The organism is Mycobacterium aquaticum (genome assembly GCF_002086485.1).
GTDB classification, from domain to species: domain Bacteria; phylum Actinomycetota; class Actinomycetes; order Mycobacteriales; family Mycobacteriaceae; genus Mycobacterium; species Mycobacterium aquaticum.
The window spans coordinates 203,420-223,071 of sequence record NZ_MVHF01000003.1; the positions used below are offsets into that span (position 1 = coordinate 203,420).

14 protein-coding genes are annotated in these 19,652 nt (G+C 67.6%); 10 read left to right on the forward strand and 4 right to left on the reverse strand.

The window, feature by feature from the left end; translation table 11 throughout:
- Window positions 1–65: 65 nt before the first annotated feature.
- The 10 genes from trpC to BST13_RS04640 all read left to right on the forward strand — a co-directional run bounded on the left by trpC (window position 66) and on the right by BST13_RS04640 (window position 14,858).
- Window positions 66–884: an indole-3-glycerol phosphate synthase TrpC gene (trpC, locus tag BST13_RS04595; protein ID WP_064945792.1), complete on the forward strand. Its 819-nt coding sequence runs from the start codon at window positions 66–68 to the stop codon at window positions 882–884.
- A gap of 36 nt (window positions 885–920) precedes the next feature.
- Entirely contained in the window at window positions 921–2,183 is a 1,263-nt protein-coding gene (trpB, locus tag BST13_RS04600; RefSeq protein ID WP_083161074.1) for a tryptophan synthase subunit beta, read from the forward strand.
- Complete coding sequence (gene trpA / locus BST13_RS04605) at window positions 2,183–2,971, forward strand: tryptophan synthase subunit alpha (protein WP_083161076.1); 789 nt, start codon at window positions 2,183–2,185, stop codon at window positions 2,969–2,971. The genes trpB and trpA overlap by 1 nt, the downstream gene beginning before the upstream one ends.
- Window positions 2,968–5,481 carry a prolipoprotein diacylglyceryl transferase gene (gene lgt / locus BST13_RS04610; protein ID WP_083161078.1) on the forward strand — a complete coding sequence of 838 codons (2,514 nt, stop codon included), beginning with the start codon at window positions 2,968–2,970 and terminating at the stop codon, window positions 5,479–5,481. The genes trpA and lgt overlap by 4 nt, the downstream gene beginning before the upstream one ends.
- A 63-nt stretch (window positions 5,482–5,544) precedes the next feature.
- Window positions 5,545–5,988: an NINE protein gene (locus tag BST13_RS04615; protein ID WP_083161396.1), complete on the forward strand. Its 444-nt coding sequence runs from the start codon at window positions 5,545–5,547 to the stop codon at window positions 5,986–5,988.
- Window positions 5,978–6,391, forward strand: coding sequence for a DUF2752 domain-containing protein (locus BST13_RS04620; RefSeq protein ID WP_083161080.1), 414 nt, complete (start codon window positions 5,978–5,980; stop codon window positions 6,389–6,391). The genes BST13_RS04615 and BST13_RS04620 overlap by 11 nt, the downstream gene beginning before the upstream one ends.
- 85 nt (window positions 6,392–6,476) lie before the next feature.
- Window positions 6,477–11,033 (forward strand): glutamate synthase large subunit, encoded by a 4,557-nt coding sequence (gltB, locus tag BST13_RS04625; RefSeq protein WP_083161398.1) that lies wholly within the window; start codon window positions 6,477–6,479, stop codon window positions 11,031–11,033.
- Entirely contained in the window at window positions 11,026–12,528 is a 1,503-nt protein-coding gene (locus BST13_RS04630; RefSeq protein ID WP_083161082.1) for a glutamate synthase subunit beta, read from the forward strand. The genes gltB and BST13_RS04630 overlap by 8 nt, the downstream gene beginning before the upstream one ends.
- Before the next feature lie 27 nt (window positions 12,529–12,555).
- Complete coding sequence (pyk, locus tag BST13_RS04635) at window positions 12,556–13,974, forward strand: pyruvate kinase (RefSeq protein ID WP_083161084.1); 1,419 nt, start codon at window positions 12,556–12,558, stop codon at window positions 13,972–13,974.
- Between the two features lie 17 nt (window positions 13,975–13,991).
- Window positions 13,992–14,858 (forward strand): acyl-CoA thioesterase II, encoded by an 867-nt coding sequence (locus BST13_RS04640; RefSeq protein WP_083161086.1) that lies wholly within the window; start codon window positions 13,992–13,994, stop codon window positions 14,856–14,858.
- Here the strand turns inward: BST13_RS04640 and BST13_RS04645 are convergent.
- Genes BST13_RS04645 through cydB form a run of 4 tightly spaced genes read right to left on the reverse strand, consistent with a single transcriptional unit; the run spans window position 14,855 to window position 19,652 of the window.
- Window positions 14,855–15,448: a DUF4190 domain-containing protein gene (locus tag BST13_RS04645; RefSeq protein ID WP_083161088.1), complete on the reverse strand. Its 594-nt coding sequence runs from the start codon at window positions 15,446–15,448 to the stop codon at window positions 14,855–14,857. The two genes, BST13_RS04640 and BST13_RS04645, sit on opposite strands and share 4 nt — an antisense overlap.
- A 10-nt stretch (window positions 15,449–15,458) precedes the next feature.
- Window positions 15,459–16,991 (reverse strand): ATP-binding cassette domain-containing protein, encoded by a 1,533-nt coding sequence (locus BST13_RS04650; RefSeq protein ID WP_083161090.1) that lies wholly within the window; start codon window positions 16,989–16,991, stop codon window positions 15,459–15,461.
- Window positions 16,978–18,525 carry a thiol reductant ABC exporter subunit CydD gene (gene cydD, locus BST13_RS04655; protein WP_083161092.1) on the reverse strand — a complete coding sequence of 516 codons (1,548 nt, stop codon included), beginning with the start codon at window positions 18,523–18,525 and terminating at the stop codon, window positions 16,978–16,980. Before cydD ends, BST13_RS04650 begins: the two co-directional genes overlap by 14 nt.
- Before the next feature lie 50 nt (window positions 18,526–18,575).
- Window positions 18,576–19,652, reverse strand: a complete 1,077-nt coding sequence (gene cydB / locus BST13_RS04660; protein WP_083161094.1) for a cytochrome d ubiquinol oxidase subunit II — start codon at window positions 19,650–19,652, stop codon at window positions 18,576–18,578.

Below are 19,652 nucleotides of genomic sequence, written 5' to 3' on the forward strand. Positions count from 1 at the left end.
GCGACTACCCTTCGAGTGAGGTCCACCGGGATCGTCCCGGGCGCACCGGAAAGGAATCGACGGCGATGAGTTCGGCCACTGTGCTCGACTCCATCATCGAAGGAGTCCGCGCCGACGTTGCGGCTCGCGAGGCCGTCATAAGCCTTGAGGAAATCAAGGCGCGCGCCCTGGATGCACCCGCACCACTGGACGTGATGGCAGCGTTGCGCGAACCCGGGATCGGCGTCATCGCCGAGGTGAAACGTGCCAGCCCGTCCCGCGGGGCGCTGGCCAATATCGCCGACCCGGCGCAGTTGGCTCGCGCCTACGAGGATGGTGGCGCCCGGGTGATCAGCGTGCTCACCGAGGAGCGGCGTTTTCACGGTTCGTTGGCAGATCTGGACACGGTGCGCGCTGCGGTGTCAATTCCCGTGCTGCGCAAGGACTTCATCGTCAAGCCGTATCAGATCCATGAGGCCCGTGCGCACGGAGCGGACATGCTGCTGCTCATCGTCGCGGCGCTCGAACAGCCCGTGCTCGAGTCTTTGTTGGAGCGCACCGAGTCGTTGGGTATGACGGCTCTGGTCGAGGTTCACACCGAAGAGGAAGCCGACCGTGCCCTGCAGGCCGGCGCCCGCGTGATCGGTGTCAACGCACGGGATCTCAAGACCCTGGAGGTCGACCGGGACTGCTTCGCGCGCATCGCGCCGGGGCTGCCCAGCAACGTCATCCGCATCGCCGAATCCGGCGTCCGCGGAACGGCGGATCTCCTGGCGTACGCCGGCGCGGGCGCAGATGCGGTCCTCGTCGGTGAGGGGCTCGTCACCAGTGGTGACCCCCGGAGCGCGGTGGCCGATCTGGTGACCGCGGGTACCCACCCGTCCTGCCCGAAACCGGCTCGTTGAATCGGCAATGAGCCGCTGGCGCGAAGAGGCACACTGATGGCGGATATCGCCGGCCCCGAGCTGCCGCGTTCCAGCGCAGCCGTGGCCGAACCAACGGTCCATGATCCCGACGCCCGAGGCCACTTCGGTTCTTACGGCGGCAGACTCGTGCCGGAAGCCTTGATGGCGGTGATCGAGGAAGTGACCGCGGCCTACGAGAAGGCCCGCGGCGACCAGGCATTCCTCGACGAGCTCGACCGGCTGCAACGGCACTACACCGGGCGCCCGTCGCCGCTGTACGAGGCCGCTCGGCTTTCGGAGCACGCGGGCGGTGCCCGGCTCTTCCTCAAGCGGGAAGACTTGAACCACACCGGTTCTCACAAGATCAACAATGTCCTCGGGCAGGCGCTGCTGGCTCGTCAGATGGGCAAGACCCGGGTGATCGCCGAGACCGGTGCAGGACAGCACGGTGTCGCGACCGCCACGGCCTGCGCCCTGCTCGGCCTCGAGTGCGTGATCTACATGGGCGCCGTCGACACTCAGCGGCAAGCGTTGAACGTGGCGCGGATGCGGCTGCTCGGCGCAACGGTGGTCTCCGTGGAAGCCGGGTCGAAGACTCTCAAGGACGCGATCAACGAAGCATTCCGCGACTGGGTCACCAACGCCGACGAGACCTACTACTGCTTCGGGACCGCGGCGGGCCCACACCCGTTCCCGGTCATGGTGCGCGACTTCCAGCGGGTCATCGGGTTGGAGGCACGTGTACAGATCCAGGATCAGGCCGGGCGCCTGCCCGACGCCGTGACCGCGTGCGTCGGTGGCGGATCGAACGCCATCGGCATCTTCCACGCCTTCATCGACGATCCCGGCGTGCGACTGGTCGGCTTCGAAGCGGCCGGTGACGGCGTGGAAACCGGACGCCACGCCGCGACCTTCTCGGGCGGGTCGCCAGGCGCGTTCCAGGGTTCGTTCTCCTACCTGCTGCAGGACGAGGACGGGCAGACCGTCGAGTCCCACTCGATCTCGGCCGGCCTGGACTACCCGGGTGTCGGCCCCGAGCACGCCTATCTGAAGGACACCGGACGCGCGGATTATCGGCCCATTACCGACACCGAGGCCATGGATGCGTTCTCGTTGTTGTGCCGGACCGAGGGCATCATCCCGGCCATCGAATCGGCGCACGCCGTGGCCGGGGCACTCAAGCTCGGCAAGGAGCTCGGTACCGGGTCGATCATCCTGGTCAATGTCTCCGGTCGCGGTGACAAGGACGTGGAAACGGCGGCCAAGTGGTTCGGCCTGCTTGACGAGGGAGGCGCCTGATGAGCCGGTTGGCGGAACTGTTCGACGGGTGCCGAGCGGAAGGACGGGCAGCCCTGATCGGCTACCTGCCAACCGGTTTCCCCGATGTGCCGAGATCCATCGCGGCGATGACCGCGCTGGTCGAATCCGGTTGCGATCTGGTGGAAGTCGGCGTGCCGTACTCGGATCCCGGCATGGACGGGCCGACCATCGCCGCGGCGACCGAGACCGCGCTGGCCGGGGGAGTCCGGGTGCGTGACACCCTCGCCGCCGTGGAGGCGATCAGCAATGCCGGTGGCCGCGCGGTCGTGATGACCTACTGGAACCCGGTGCTGCGCAAGGGGGTTGACGCTTTCGCGCGTGATCTGGCATCGGCAGGCGGCTACGGTCTGATCACCCCCGACCTCATTCCAGAAGAGGCCGACGATTGGCTGGCAGCCTCGGACGCCCATCAGCTCGATCGGATTTTTCTGGTGGCGCCGTCGTCGACCCCGCAGCGGTTGGCGGCCACTGTGCAGGCGTCCCGCGGATTCGTCTATGCCGCATCGACCATGGGCGTCACCGGTGCCCGCGACGCGGTCTCCAGCGCAGCGCCCGAGCTGGTGAGCCGGGTGAAGGAAATCTCGGACATCCCGGTCGGAGTCGGCCTCGGCGTGCGGTCTGGACAGCAGGCAGCCGAAATCGGGGCCTTCGCTGACGGGGTGATCGTCGGATCGGCCCTTGTCTCGGCCCTGCAGAACGGGCTCGACTCCGTCCGCGCGCTCACCGAAGAACTGGCCACCGGTGTTCGGCAAAGGATTTCGGCTTGACCACAACCGTCCTCGCGTACCTGCCCAGCCCGTCACAGGGCGTCTGGCATCTGGGGCCGGTACCGATCCGCGCGTATGCCCTGTGCATCATCGCCGGGATCGTTGCGGCACTGATCATCGGTGACAGGCGGTGGGCGGCGCGCGGCGGCGAGCCGGGCGTCATCTACGACATCGCATTGTGGGCCGTGCCTTTCGGCCTCGTCGGCGGCCGGCTGTATCACGTCATGACCGACTGGCGCACCTACTTCGGCCCCGAAGGCAAGGGCCTGGCCGCGGCGTTCCAGGTCTGGGAGGGCGGCCTCGGCATCTGGGGTGCCGTCGCACTCGGCGCGGTCGGGGCCTGGATCGCATGTCGGCGACGCGGAATCCCGTTGCCTGCGTTCGGCGATGCCATCGCCCCCGGAATCGTCCTCGCACAAGCGATCGGCCGGTTCGGCAACTACTTCAACCAGGAACTCTACGGCCGCGCGACGTCGGTGCCGTGGGGTCTGGAGATCTACGATCGGCGCAACGCCGCTGGCCTGCCCGATCAACTCAACGGCGTCTCCAACGGCACCGTGCTGGCGGTCGTGCACCCCACCTTTCTCTACGAGTTGTTGTGGAACCTGCTGATTTTCGCCCTGCTGATCTGGGTGGACCGGCGGTTCCGGATCGGCCACGGCCGGTTGTTCGCGCTGTACGTGGCCGGCTATTGCGTGGGTCGGTTCTGGGTGGAACTCATGCGCAGCGACGCCGCCACACATTTGGCCGGCATCCGCATCAACACCTTCACCTCGACGTTCGTGTTCATCGGTGCCGTCGTTTACATCATGTTGGCCCCCAAGGGCCGTGAGGATCCTGCCACCTTGGCGGGCCGACCGCGTGACGAGTCCGATGAATCGGTGCTCGACGAGCTGGGCAAAGACCTGGTCGGCGTGGCGGCCGCATCGGGCGTCGTGGCGGCCGCGAAGGTCGCAGGCGACTCCGACACCGCAGACGAACATTCCGAGGACATGCACCCGGACGCCGTGGCAGAGGACGAAGGTGCCGATGCTGCCGCCGCGGTCGAGTTGAAGGCCATCGCGCCGCAGACCGACGAAGAGCCCGCAAGCGAGGGCGAGGCGGCCGACGCGACGCAACCTGAGGATGCCGCAGCCGCCGCCGACCCGACTGACGACAGCGAGCCCGTCACCGAGGCGCAAGCGCCGGAGTCCGAGGCTTCCGAGCCCGAAGCGGTCTCTGAGGACGAAGCAGCTGCAGAGGCGGTGACCGACGAGCCGGAGACGACCGAGGCAGAAGCCGCGGAGTCCGAAGGCGAGACCGAGCAGCCGGAAACTGAAGCCGACGCCGTCGCATCAGGGCCTGACGCCGAACCGGAAACCACTACGACTGAGGGCAAAGCATCCGCAGAGGCCGCAGACGACGAGCCCCAGGCGGTCCAGGCCGAGGCCGCGGAGTCCGAAGGTGAGACCGAGCAGCAGTCTGCGGTCGAACCCGCCGCAGAAGCCGCAACTGACGAGTCCGAGACGACCCAGGCCGAAGTTGCAGAGTCCGAGGCCGAACCATCCGCGGAGCCGGAAAACACTACGACTCAGGACGAAGCACTCGAAGAGTCCGTGACCGACGAGCCCGAGACTGCCGACGGCGAAGCTGCGGAGCCAGAAGGCGAGAGCGAGCAGCCTGAGCCAGAAGCCGCCGAAGCATCAGAGTCTGACGCTGCCGAAACTGAGGACGAGCCAGCGGCAGACGCCGCAACTGACGAGGCCGAGACAGGCGAGGCCGAAGGCGAGACCGAGCAACCGGAAACTGAAGCCGCCGAAGCATCAGAGTCTGACGCTGCCGAAACTGAGAGCGAACCAGCCGCAGACGCCGCGACCGACGAGGCCGAGACGTCCAAGGCCGGAGCTGACGAGCCCCAAGGAGAGACCGAGCAGCCCGAGCCTGAAGCCGTCGCCGACGCCGTCGCCGAGCCGGAAACCACCGAGCCTGAGGTGGAACCAGCCGCAGAAGATGCGACCGATGAGCCGGAATCGACTGACTCCGAAGCCGAAGAGTCCGAGACCGAGCCAGCTGCGGACTCCGACGCCGCCGAGACTGAGAGCGAACCAGCCGCAGAAGCCTCAACTGACGAGGCCGAGCAGCCAGAACCTGAAGCCGACGCCGAAGCATCGGAGCCGGCTGCGGAGTCGGACGCTGCCGAGCCCGAGACAACCGAGCCCGAAGCTTCGGAGTCCGACTCCGAGGGTGAAGCAGCTGAGGAAGCTCCAACCGCAGAATCTGGGACGGCAGAAGACGACGCCGAAACCGGAGAGCCCGAGAAGGCCGACGCTGATGACGCGGAAAGTGGTGACGCCACCGAAGCGACCGACGGCGAGGACACGGACGGGGCGACTGAGAACGCTGAATCCGATGCGGCAGAAGACGAATCGGCCAAGCCCGAGACGTCAAAAGTTGCCGCGACCACGCCCAGCACTCCGGCTGTACCGGCATCCGCGCCGCAGCGTCGTCGGTGGTGGCGACGCCGGCGCTGACTTCACGTCGGAACGTGAGCGTGAGGGCGGCTTGAACGAGTCCCGTTCTGGCATGCTGTGAACATGACCGATCGCCCGGAATACGGCGCCGGTGCCGAAGGCTCGGTACCGCCGTTCCCGCCGCCCGCGGGTTATCCACCGCCACCTCCCGGCTACGGGCCGCAGCCGGGGTACCCACCACCGGGATACGGGCAGCCCAATGGCTATTGCCCGCCCCCGGCGTATGTCGATCCGTCGGCGCCCTACGGGCGCCACCCGCTGACCGGCGAGCCGTTCTCGGACAAGTCGAAGGTCACCGCCGGGCTGCTGCAGCTGCTGGGCTTCTTCGGACTCGTGGGTATCGGGCGCATCTACATCGGCGACACCACCATGGGCGTCATTCAACTGGTCGTCGGGATCCTGACGTGCGGTATCGGCGCCTGGATCTGGGGCGTCATCGACGCGATCCTCATCTTCACCGACAAGGTCCGGGACACGAACGGCCGTCCGCTGCGCGATGGCACCTAACTCGGGCCTGAGCACCGCGACGACGCGCTACGGTGCGCTCGGCGCCGGTGTCATGCTCACCGGGGCGCTCGCGTACACCGCGGTGGCCGACCCACACCGACCCGGATTCCTGTTCCCGCCATGCCCCTTCAAGCTGATGACCGGCTGGAACTGCCCGGCGTGCGGTGGGTTGCGGATGACGCACGATGTGCTGCACGGAGACCTGGGGGCAGCGGTGGTCGACAACGCGTTCGCGCTGGTCGGTCTTCCGCTGCTGGCGGCCTGGGTTCTGGTGCGCTGGCGGTTGGGCAAGCCGGTCTTCCCGGCGCCGGCTGTCGCGACCATCCTGGTCGCTGCCGTCATCTGGACTGTGGTCCGAAATCTGCCCGGCTTCCCGCTGATTCCCACATTCGTTGGTCTGTAGCCGCCGACCTGCACTGATACACTCGTAATTCGGGCCGGTGCAGTCCCGGAGCAAGGATGTTCCGGACTGTGGAGGTGCGATCCAGGTGCTTTTCTCGGCATTGCCAGACGCGCAGGGCCTATACGACCCTGCAAACGAGGCAGATTCCTGCGGCGTCGCGATGATCGCCGACATTCAAGGACGACGGTCACACGGCATCGTCGCCAACGGACTCGAAGCACTCGAAAATCTCGAGCACCGCGGCGCGGCCGGCGCCGAACCGAACAGTGGCGACGGCGCTGGCATCCTGCTGCAGCTGCCCGTCGAGCTGCTCAGCGAGGTGGTCGACTTCGCTCTTCCCGCTCCCAACGCTGACGGCGCGAACACCTTCGCCGCCGGTATCTGCTTCCTCCCGCAGGACCCGGTGGTTCGCCAGAGCACCCGCGAGCGGATCGAAGCCATCGCCGCCGAAGAGGGGCTGGAAGTTCTGGGCTGGCGTGCGGTACCGGTCGACCCCGACGGTGCCGGCGTGGGCATGACGGCCCTTGGCTGCATGCCCTACATGGCTCAGCTGTTCGTCGCTGCCCCGGAGGTGGCCGGCGGCCGACCGGGCGGTATCGACCTGGACCGGCGCGTGTACCCGCTGCGCAAACGCGCGGAGCGCTGCGACGTCTACTTCCCGTCGCTGTCCAGCCGGACCATCGTCTACAAGGGCATGCTGACGACACTGCAGCTGCCGCAGTACTTTTCAGATCTGCGCGACGAGCGCTGTCAAAGCGCCATCGCGATCGTGCACAGCCGGTTCTCCACCAACACGTTCCCGTCCTGGCCGCTGGCCCACCCGTTCCGCTTCGTCGCCCACAACGGTGAGATCAACACTGTTCGCGGCAACCGCAACCGCATGCACGCCCGCGAAGCGATGCTGGCCAGTGCACACATCCCCGGCGATCTGAGCCGGCTGTCGCCGATCTGCACGCCCGACGCCTCCGACTCGGCTTCCTTCGACGAGGTTCTGGAACTGCTCCACCTGGGTGGCCGTAGCCTGCCACACGCCGTGCTGATGATGATTCCGGAGGCGTGGGAGAACGCCACCACGATGGATTCGGCCGAACGGGACTTCTGGCAGTTCCACGCCTCGCTCATGGAGCCGTGGGACGGCCCGGCCTGCGTGACCTTCACCGATGGCACTTTGGTCGGAGCAGTGTTGGACCGCAACGGTTTACGCCCCGGCCGGTGGTGGCGTACGGTCGACGACCGCATCATCCTGGCCAGCGAGAGCGGCGTGCTGGGCGTACCGTCGGGCGAGATCGTCGCCAAGGGCCGGCTGCAGCCCGGCAAGATGCTCCTGGTCGACACCGCTGCCGGCCGTATCGTGTCCGACGACGAGATCAAGGAGCAGTTGGCGCAGGCCGAACCATATGGTGAGTGGCTGCACGCCGGGCTGCTGGACCTTGCCACCCTGCCCGATCGGGCCCACATGCAGCCCAACCACGAGTCCGTCGTGCGTCGGCAGATCGCTTTCGGTTACACCGAGGAGGAGCTGCGGATCCTGCTGACGCCCATGGCGGCCTCGGGTGCCGAGCCCCTCGGGTCGATGGGCACCGATACGCCGACGGCGGTGCTCTCGTCGCGGTCGCGATTGCTCTACGACTACTTCGTCGAATTGTTTGCGCAGGTGACCAACCCACCGCTGGACGCCATCCGTGAGGCGGTGGTCACCTCCATGGCCCGGGTGATGGGGCCGGAGGAGAACCTGCTCGCACCCAGTGCTGCGTCATGTCGCCAGATCGTGCTGCGCTGGCCGGTTCTGGACAACGACGAGCTGAGCAAGATCGTCCACATCAACGACGACGGCGAACATCCGGGGTTGCGCTCCACCGTGTTGCGTGCGCTCTACGACGTCGAACGCGGCGGTGACGGCCTCGCCGAGGCCGTCGAGGAGCTGCGCCTGCGGGCCAGCGAGGCGATCGCCAAAGGCGCACGCACCCTGGTGATCTCCGACCGCGACTCGGACCACACCCGAGCACCGATCCCGTCGTTGCTCGCGGTGTCGGCGGTGCACCACCATCTGGTCCGCACCAAGGAACGCACCAAGGTGGCATTGGTGGTGGAAAGCGGTGATGCCCGCGAGGTTCACCACATCGCGATGCTCATCGGATTCGGTGCGGCGGCGGTCAACCCGTATCTGGCGTTCGAGTCGATCGAAGACCTGATCCGCGAAGGTGAGCTCACCGGCATCGAGCCGGCCGCGGCAGTCCGGAACTACGTCAAGGCCCTCGGCAAGGGCGTGGTCAAGGTGATGAGCAAGATGGGCATCTCCACCGTCGGGTCCTACACCGGAGCACAGGTTTTCGAGGCGATCGGACTCGACCGCGGAGTGGTCGAGGAGTACTTCACCGGCACCACCAGCCAGCTCGGCGGGGTCGGTCTTGACGTGCTCGCCGAAGAGGTCAAGCTGCGGCATCGACGTGCCTATCCGGAGAACCCGACCGAACGTGTCCATCGCCGGCTCGAGGTCGGCGGTGAGTACGGTTTCCGGCGGGAGGGCGAGCTGCATCTGTTCACTCCGGAAGTGGTGTTCCTGCTGCAGCATTCGACGCGGACCGGCCGACGGGACATTTTCGCCAAGTACTCCGAGGAGGTCGATCGACTGTCCCGCGAAGGCGGGGCACTGCGCGGCCTGTTCGAGTTCAAACACGGGCTGCGGGCGCCGGTGCCGCTGAACGAGGTGGAACCCGTTGAATCGATCGTGTCGCGTTTCAACACGGGCGCGATGAGCTACGGTTCGATCTCCGCCGAGGCCCACGAGACCATGGCGATCGCCATGAACAAGCTCGGTGGCCGCTCCAACAGCGGTGAGGGCGGCGAGGACGTCGGCCGACTCTATGACCCGCTGCGGCGCAGTGCGGTCAAGCAGGTCGCCTCGGGCCGGTTCGGTGTGACGAGCGACTACCTGGTCAACGCCACCGACATCCAGATCAAGATGGCTCAAGGCGCGAAACCCGGTGAGGGCGGCCAGCTTCCGGGCTACAAGGTGTACCCGAGCATCGCCAAGACCAGGCACTCCACTCCCGGTGTCGGGCTCATCTCGCCACCGCCGCACCACGACATCTACTCGATCGAGGACCTCGCGCAGCTCATTCACGACCTCAAGAACGCCAACTCCGAGGCACGCATCCACGTCAAGCTGGTCAGCAGTGTCGGGGTGGGCACCGTGGCCGCCGGTGTGTCCAAGGCGCACGCCGACGTCGTGCTGATCTCCGGGTATGACGGCGGCACCGGTGCCGCACCACTCACTTCGCTCAAGCATGCCGGGGCGCCGTGGGAGATCGGCCTGGCCGACGCGCAGCAGACGTTGGTGCTCAACGGTTTACGTGACCGCATCACCGTGCAGTGTGACGGTGGCCTGCGCACGGCGCGCGATGTCATGGTGGCGGCGCTGCTGGGTGCCGAGGAGTTCGGTTTTGCGACCGCACCGCTGGTGGTGGCGGGCTGCATCATGATGCGGGTGTGCCACCTCGACACCTGCCCGGTCGGGGTCGCCACCCAGAATCCCGAACTGCGGGCCCGGTTCAACGGCAAGCCCGAGTTCGTGGAGAACTTCTTCACCTTCATCGCCGAGGACATCCGCCGCTACCTGGCCGAGTTGGGCTTCCGCAGTATCGATGAGGCGGTCGGCCACGCCGAGATGCTCGACACCGCGCCCGGTGTCGCGCACTGGAAGAGCCGTGGGCTGGACCTCAGCCCGATCTTCACGGTGTCCACCGACGCCCATGGCGCCAAGCTGCCCCAACGTCGCCGGTTGCGCGGTCAGGAGCATGGCTTGGAGCAGGCCCTGGACCGCACCCTGATTCAACTCTGCGAGGGCGCACTGGAAGACGCGCACCCGGTCCGCCTGGAACTGCCGGTCCGCAACGTCAACCGCACGGTCGGTACCCTGCTCGGTTCCGAGGTCACGCGCCGCTACGGTGCGACCGGTTTGCCCGACGACACCATCCACGTGACCCTGACGGGATCGGCCGGGCAGTCGATAGGGGCGTTCCTGCCGCCCGGTATCACCCTCGATCTCATCGGCGACGCGAATGACTATGTGGGCAAAGGTCTTTCCGGCGGCCGGGTGATCGTGCGGCCGCCCGACGACGTGTTGTTCCTGCCCGAGGACAACGTCATCGCGGGCAACACCCTGCTCTACGGGGCGGTCTCGGGTGAGGTCTTCCTGCGCGGCCGGGTGGGAGAGCGGTTCTGCGCGCGCAATTCCGGCGCGTTGGCCGTCGCCGAAGGCGTCGGCGACCACGCCTGCGAATACATGACCGGGGGCCGCGTGGTGGTGCTGGGCCGCACCGGCCGCAACATGGCTGCGGGTATGTCCGGTGGGATCGCCTACGTGCTGGGCCTGGATCCTGCGAAGGTCAACACCGAGATGGTGCAGCTGCAGGCGCTCGAGCCCGAGGACCTGACCTGGCTGCAGGCGGTTGTGGCCCGCCACGCCCAGTACACCGACAGCACCGTGGCCAAGTCGGTGTTGTCCGACTGGTCAAGGCGCAGTTCACAATTCACCAAAATCATGCCGACCGACTATCAGCGCGTGCTGCAGGCCACCCGGATGGCCAAGGCGGAGGGCCGCGATGTCGACAACGCGATCATGGAGGCCAGCCGTGGCTGATCCGACCGGATTCCTGCGAGTACCCAAGGTGGAGGCCGCCAAGCGGCCCGTCGATGAACGCATCGGGGACTGGCGTGAGGTGTACGAACGGCAGAACCCGCATGAGCGGGCCGGCGAGGTCGCGCAGCAGGCCCGCCGCTGCATGGACTGCGGTATCCCGTTCTGTCACTCGGGAACTGCGGGTTGCCCACTGGGCAACCTGATCCCGGAGTGGAACGACCTGGTGCGCCGCGGCCGCTGGGACGCGGCCAGCGACCGTCTGCACGCCACCAACAACTTCCCGGAGTTCACCGGCCGGTTGTGCCCGGCGCCGTGTGAGGCGGCATGCGTCCTCTCGATCAGCGAGGAGCAGACCGGCGGTAGCGTCACCATCAAGCGCATCGAACAGACCATCGCCGACCAGGCCTGGCTCGACGGTACGGTCGAGCCCCAGCCTGCCGCCATCAGCACCGGCAAGAGCGTCGCGGTGGTGGGCTCGGGTCCCGCGGGGCTGGCCGCGGCCCAGCAGCTCACCCGAGCAGGCCACGACGTCACGGTCTACGAACGCGATGACCGGCTCGGCGGGCTGCTGCGCTACGGCATCCCGGAGTACAAGCTGGAGAAGTCGGTTCTCGATCAGCGGCTGGCCCAGATGAGGGCCGAGGGCACCCGGTTCGTCACCGAATGCGAGGTGGGTGTCGACCTGTCGGTCGAGCAGTTGCGCGCCCGGCACCAGGCCGTTGTACTGGCGGTCGGCGCGCTGCGGGCTCGCGACAACGATGTGCCCGGCCGCGATCTGGCGGGGGTGCACCTGGCGATGGATCACCTCGTACCGGCCAATCGGGAATGTGAGGGCGACGGTCCGTCACCGCTGTCGGCCGCCGGGCGTCACGTGGTCATCATCGGTGGCGGTGACACTGGGGCCGACTGTCTGGGCACCGCGCACCGGCAGGGTGCGAAATCGGTGACGCAGTTGGACTACAACCCGGAGCCGCCGGGAACCCGTGACGAGTCCCTCTCACCCTGGCCGACGTGGCCGCTGGTCCTGCGTACCTCACCGGCGCACGCGGAGGGCGGAGCCCGCCACTTCGAGGTGGCGGTACAGCGGTTCATCGGCGACGACACGGGTCATCTGCGGGCGATGGAGATCGCCGAGGTACGGGTCACCCGCGACGCCGAGGGCCGCCGCCAGATCACCCCGGTCGGGGAATCGCTTGAGATCCCGTGCGACCTGGCGTTGTTGGCGATCGGGTTCGAGGGTGTCGAACACATGGCCCTGCTCGACGGGCTCGGTCTGCAGCTAAACGGGCGCGGTGCAGTGCCGTGCGGCTCGGACTGGCAGACCGACGCACCGGGCGTGTTCGTCTGCGGTGATGCCCACCGCGGAGCGTCGTTGGTGGTGTGGGCCATCGCCGAGGGCCGCAGCGCGGCCCACGCGGTCGACGCCTACCTGATGGGTGAATCCGACCTGCCGGCGCCGGTGCGCCCGGGTGTGCTGCCGCTGGCCGTCGTCTGAATCGATCAACGACTATGCTCTGAACCCGTGAACCGACGCGGGAAGATCGTTTGTACGATGGGTCCGGCTACTAGCACCGACGCGATGGTCAAATCGCTGGTCGAAGCCGGAATGGATGTAGCGCGGCTGAACTTCAGCCATGGCGACTACGCGGATCATGAGGCTGCGTACCGCAGGGTCCGGACAGCAGCCGATGAGACCGGGCACGCAGTCGGTGTGCTCGCCGACCTGCAGGGACCGAAGATCCGCCTCGGACGCTTCGCCGACGGGCCGACCGTGTGGGCGACCGGCGAGACGGTGCGGATCACCGTCGACGAGTGCGCCGGAACCCACGACCGGGTGTCGACCACCTACAAGCGGCTGGCCGAGGACGCCGTGGCAGGGGACCGGGTGCTGGTCGATGACGGCAATGTCGGTCTGATCGTCGAGAGCATCGAGGGCAACGACGTGGTCTGCAAGGTCACCGAGGGTGGCCCGGTCAGCAACAACAAGGGCATGTCGCTGCCCGGCATGAACGTGTCTGCCCCGGCACTGTCGGAGAAAGACATCAAGGACCTGGAATTCGCGCTGCAGCTGGGCGTCGACCTGGTCGCGCTGTCGTTCGTCCGCTCGCCGGCAGACATCGAGCTGGTGCATGAGGTGATGGACCGCGTCGGGCGCCGCGTTCCGGTGATCGCGAAGCTGGAGAAGCCCGAGGCCGTCGAGAATCTCGAGGCCATCGTGCTGGCATTCGACGCCGTGATGGTGGCCCGTGGCGACCTCGGCGTGGAGCTGCCGCTGGAAGAGGTGCCGCTGGTTCAGAAGCGGGCGATCCAGATCGCGAGGGAGAACGCCAAACCCGTCATCGTCGCCACGCAGATGCTGGAGTCGATGATCGACAGCTCGCGCCCGACCCGGGCCGAGGCCTCCGACGTCGCCAACGCGGTGCTCGACGGCGCGGACGCGGTCATGCTCTCGGGTGAGACCTCCGTGGGCAAGCACCCGCTGGAGACGGTGCGGACCATGGCCCGCATCATCCACGCGGTCGAGGAGAACTCGGTCGTGGTGCCGCCGCTGACCCACGTTCCGCGTACCAAGCGCGGTGTCATCTCGTATGCGGCGCGCGACATCGGTGAGCGGCTGGACGCCAAGGCGCTGGTCGCGTTCACCCAGTCGGGCGACACGGTGCGCCGACTGGCCCGGCTGCACACGCCGCTGCCGGTGCTGGCGTTCACCGCACTGCCCGAGGTGCGCAGCCAGCTCGCCCTGACCTGGGGTACCGAGACGTTCATCGTCCCGCAGATGTCCAGCACCGACGACATGATCCGTCAGGTCGACAAGTCGTTGTTGGAGCTCGGCCGCTACAAGCGCGGTGAGCTGGTGGTCATCGTCGCGGGTGCTCCTCCGGGCACAGTAGGCTCCACGAATCTGATCCATGTGCACCGCATCGGTGAGGAGGACGTCTAAACGAGGAGAGGGGCCCGGTGTCACACTCGGATTTCGAGGAGCTGCTGGCGGTTCTCGACCTCAAGCGCGTCGACGACAACCTCTTCATCGGGACGCACCCGAGCAAGAACCCGATACGCACGTTCGGCGGTCAGATGATCGCGCAGGCGTTCGTGGCGGGTGGTCGATCACTCGAGCACAAGCAGCCGCCGAGCGCGCTGAACGCCCACTTCATCGCCGGTGGTGACCCCGAGAAAGACCTCGAGTTCCACATCGTGCGGCTACGCGACGAGAAGCGTTTCGCCAATCGTCGGGTGGACGTCATGCAGGACGGTCAGCTCTTGACAACCGTGATGCTCTCCTACATGAACGGCGGGCGCGGCCTCGAACACAGCGTGGCCGCGCCCGACGTCGCACACCCCGACACGCTGCCGAAGATCGATGAGCTGTTGCGGGGATACGAGGAAACCGTGCCCTTGTTCGTCGAGGCGTTGCGGCCCATCGAATGGCGCTACACCAACGACCCGGCCTGGGTGATGCGGAACAAAGGGGAGCGCCTCGACCACAACCGGGTGTGGCTCAAGACCGAGGGCACCATGCCCGACGACCCGGTGTTGCACGGCGCCGCGCTGGTGTATTCGTCGGACACCACGGTGCTCGATTCGATCATCACCACGCACGGTCTGTCGTGGGGCTTCGACCGCATCTTCGCGGTGACGATGAACCACTCGGTGTGGTTTCACCGGCCGATCAAGTTCGACGAATGGGTGTTGTACTCGACCACCTCTCCGGTCGCGGCCGAGTCCCGCGGCCTTGGCACCGGACACTTCTTCGACGAGTCCGGGCAGCTGCTGGCGACGGTCGTGCAGGAAGGCATCGTCAAGTACTTTCCCGCGTCGCGCTAGCGCGTCGACGTCGGAGTGACGCCGAGACCGTGCTCCACCCGGCTGCGTAAGGCGTCCTCGCACTGTTGTTGTGCGACGGGATCGCTGCCCGCGCGTTGCATGCAATCCATGTATTCACGGCCGCCGAATTCGTCGAACCAGCGCTGACCGACGCCGATCCACACCCAGATGAAGGCGATCGACACCACCACGGCGATGGTTCCGAGCACGATGCCGCTGGTGGCGACGCCCCGGTTGTCGGCCTCGCCGCGTTTGCACCGGCCCAGCGCCGCGATCCCCACGATCACCGCGATGAGCCCGAGCACGATGCCACCGATCACCGACAACGACAGCACGAGGCCGATGATGGCGAGCACCAGCGCTGCGGTGCCAAGCCCATTGCGTGGTCCGACTGCTGGGCGCGGCGGGGGTGGCACGGGATAGCCACCGTACGGAGACGGCGGATAACCGCCACCGTAGGGCGGCGAGGGATAGCTGCTGTAGGGCGGCGGCGGGTAGGGGCCCGGGTACGGTCCGTACGGTGTCGGCGATGCGGCCGGTGGAGCGGGTCTGTCCGACTCTGTGCCACCACCACCGCGCGCGTCGGTCATGTGACCGAGGCTACTCGTCGGACCTGCGGGGCAGCGCCGCACAGCGGATCGTCGGGCAGTCGACACCGGCCGGTAGATGATGCGTTGCCACCACCACGGTTCGGTCGGCCGCGAACAGGCCGCCGGGCGTGAGCAACTCGGTCAGGATGCGTTCGGCATCGGCCGCGTCGAGGTTCTCCGTCGGCTCGTCGAGCAGGACGATCGGGAAGCTCGAGATCAGCGCCCGGGCCAGCAGCAGCCGCCTGCGTTGGCCCGCAGACACTGCAGCCGCGCCGCCCACCAGAATGCTGGACAACCCGTCGGGAAGTGCCGCGAACCAAGTTCCGAGGCCGACGCGATGCAGGGCAGCCGACAGTTCATCGTCGGTGGCGTCACCTCGGGCTACCAGCAGGTTGTCGCGCACCGTGGTGTCGAACAGGTGCGCGTCCTCGGCGAAAAACGCTGCGCGCTGCGGCTTCTCGGTGTACTGGCCGGCGATCGCCATCAACAACGTCGTCTTGCCCGAGCCGCTGGGGCCCAGGACCGCGAGACGTGCGCCCGGCTGCAGGTCCACCGCTGCGGCGGCAGGACGACGACGCAGGCCTGGCTCGGGTTCGGTGAGGGCCCGCAGTCTGCGGGCAGCGATGCGTGAGCGCCCCAGCTGCAAAGCGGCGTCTGGCAGGGCGGCGGTCGCCTCGAATGCCGAGAGAGGCAGCAACATCAGGATCGCCACGGTGGTCGGGGCGACCGTCGGCGCCAGGGCGAGGGCAGCGACGACGGAGCCCAGCACGCTCGCACCGATGGCTGCGCTGGGCATGGCGGCGGCGACAGCGGCGGGCGCCGCGGCTCTGTCGACGGCGTGGCCCAAGGCCGTGTGCTGTCGCTCGGACTCGTTGATCACCGCGGCCAGGCGCCCACTGACGCGCAGCTCCGGGGCGTATTCGAGCGCCAACATGGTGGCCGTGTCGCGCTGCGAACGATGGTGCGCAGCAACTGATTCCGATGCGTCGGCGGCGCGGGCCGCGATGCCGGGAGCGAGGACCCCAGCGATCAGCAGGCACACGGCGAGCACGGCAGCGGCGGCAGGCGAGATCACGGCGATGACGCCGACTGCGGCGGCCGACAGCACCACGGACACCACGATGGGCAACAGTGCCCGCACCAGCACGTCGGCCAGATCGTCGACCGAGCCGCCGATTCGGGCCACGAGTTCACCGCTGGGCATCCGCATCACGTCATCGGTGGCCGTCTCGGCGAGCCGGCGGTACAACCCGGTACGGGCATTGGCTGCCGCCCGCAGAGCGGTGTCGTGGGACGCCAGCCGTTGGCAGTAGCCGAGCACTCCTCGGGAAATGCCCAGCGCGCGAACGGCAACCACGGCCACCGAGAGGTCCAGCACCGGCGGCATCTGCCAGGCCCGGGTGATCAGCCATGCGGAGATGCCGGCCAACGCCAAGGCACTGCCCAGTGACAGCACCCCGAACATGCTGGCCAGCGCCAGCCGACCGACCCGGGGCCTCAGCAGTTGCCAGGAGAACCCCAGCAGCGGGTCATCGCGGAACACGTGAATCACCCACCGTCACAACCGCATCGCCGATCGCCAGCACCGGATCGCGGTGCCCGACCACCACCACGGTGGCGCCGGAGGCTGCCCTGGCCGTGATGGCGCGCAGGACGCGAGCCTCCAGTTCGGCATCCAGGTGAGCAGTCGGCTCGTCCAGCAGCAGCACCGGGGCGGGGGACCCGAGTACGCGGGCCAGGCCGAGCCGTTGCCGCTGCCCGAGCGACAGGCCCACCCCGTCACGGCCGATCACGGTGTCCAACCCGTCCGGAAGGCTGTCGCAGACCTCATCGAAACCTGCACTGCGACAGGCACTGTCGAGATCGGGCAACGGGCCGAGCAACTCCAGGTTGGCGCGCACGGTACCAGGAATCAGCACCGGACGGTGTGGCAGCCAGGCGACCTGACGCCACCAGGCCTCCGGGTCGAGCTCGCCCACCTCGACTCCGTCGACCTCTACCCCTGGCTCATCTGTCAGACCCAGAATCGCCTGCAGCGCCGTACTTTTCCCGGCACCGTTGGGACCGGTGAGAACAGTGACCCGCCCCGGTTCGATCGCAGTGCCGAAGCCTGCGACGTCGATCCTGGGCGCTGCCCCCGGTGGCATACGGGTCCCGGCCGGTCGAGGCGGCGCAGTACACAGTGCGAAGGCCGCCTCGGCCGCGGTCTTGCCGTCCTGCGCGGCGTGGAACGCCGCACCCACCCGTCTCAGCGGCCAGAACACCTCAGGGGCCAGCAGTAACGCGGTCAGGGCGGCCGCCAGTGTCATATCGCCGAAGACCAGTCGTAGGCCGACGCTGACCGCCACCAGGGCCACGCCGAGTGTGGCCAGCAGTTCCAGCACCAGCGCCGACAAGAACGAGATCCGCAGCGTCGCCATGGTCGAACGCCGATGTGCGGCGGACAGTTCGGCGATGCGCTGCACCGACCCGCCGGCCCTCCCGAGCGCGCGCAAGGTCGGGATCCCGGCGACCAGGTCGAGTAGCCGGCTCTGCAGGGTGGTCAGCGCACTCAGCGCCGCCGCCGACCGGTCCGCGGTGAGCAACCCGATCAGCACCATGAAGATGGGGATGAGCGGGAGCGCGATCATCACGATCGCGGCGGCCTGAATGTCGTAACACGCCATCACCACCAGAGCTGCCGGGGTGAGGATGCCGGCGAGCACCACGGCGGGCAGATAGCCGCTGAAATATGGCCGCAGCCCGTCGAGGCCGCGGGTCACCACCGCGGCGGCCGTATCCCGGTCGGCGGCCAATTGCCGGGGCGGCAGAGCGGTCACCGAACGCAGAACCTGGCCGGACAACTCGCCGATGACTGCGGTGGCGCCGCGCTGGGAAAGCCTGCCCTGCAGCCATTGCGCGACGGTACGGACGGTCCAGATCAGTCCGAGCGCCAGAAGCGAGGAATGCCAGTCTGATCCGGAATCGGGATTGACGACCACACCGGCCACGAGATGGGCGAGCACCACCGCCGACGCGATGGTGCTCCCGGCAATCACCACGCCGCAGGCCACCGCGGCCGCCAGGTAGCGGCGCAGCGCCGTGACGGATCCCGTCCCGCCGCGGATGCCCAGGGCGCGCCAGAGATTCAGTCCGACCGCCGGGAGAGCCCGATCGGCTCCGGTATGCGGTCAGCTGAGATGCGTTTGCGGAAAACCCAATACGTCCACGCCTGGTACACCATCACCAGCGGCGCGAACACCAGCGCCGCCCAGGTCATGACCTTCAGTGTGTACGGGGACGACGAACCGTTGTGAATGGTCAGGCTCCAATCGGGGTTCAGTGTCGAGGGCACCAGATTCGGGTACAGCGCACCGAACAGCAGAACCACCACGGCGGCAACCACAATCGTGGTGCAGACGAAGGCCCAGCCCTCGCCGGTGCGGCTGAACACCCTGGCCACCGCGGCCAACTGCGCCACCACGGCGATCCCCAGCACGATCCAGGTCCAGGGCTTGCCGTAGCTGAGCTGGGTCCACACTCCGAAGCCCGCCACCAGGACCGTCGCCGGGATCGCCAACTTCCCGGCGAAACCGAACGCGTCGGTGCGCACGGTGCCGCTGGACTTCAGCGCGACGAATACCGCACCGTGCAGGGCGAACAACGATCCGGTGGCCACGCCGCCCAGCAGGGTGTACGGGTTGACGATGTCAGTGATTCCGGCGTGCATCTGCCCGTGTGCGTCGACCGGCATGCCGTGCACGAGCCCCGCGAACGCGACGCCCCACAGAATGGCCGGCACCCACGATCCGACCGCGATGGCGATGTCAGCCCATCGGCGCCAGCCGGGATCGTCGATCTTGCCGCGCCATTCGATGGCCACCACTCGCACGATCATCGAGCAGAGGATCGCCAGCAGCGGCAGATACAGACCGGAGAAGACGGTCGCATACATCTCCGGGAACGCCGCGAACATCGCGCCGCCGGCGGTGATAAGCCACACCTCGTTGCCGTCCCACACCGGGCCGATCGTGTTGAGCACGGCGCGGCGGTGCTGCTCGGCATCGGTTCCGGCGCGACCTGCGGTGTCCGATTTGCTCCTCACGTCCGCGGCCCGACCGAAGAAGCTCATCAACATCCCGACACCGAAGTCGAATCCCTCCAGGACGAAGAATCCGAGGAACAGCACGGCCAGCAGAATGAACCAGAGTTCCTGTAATCCCAT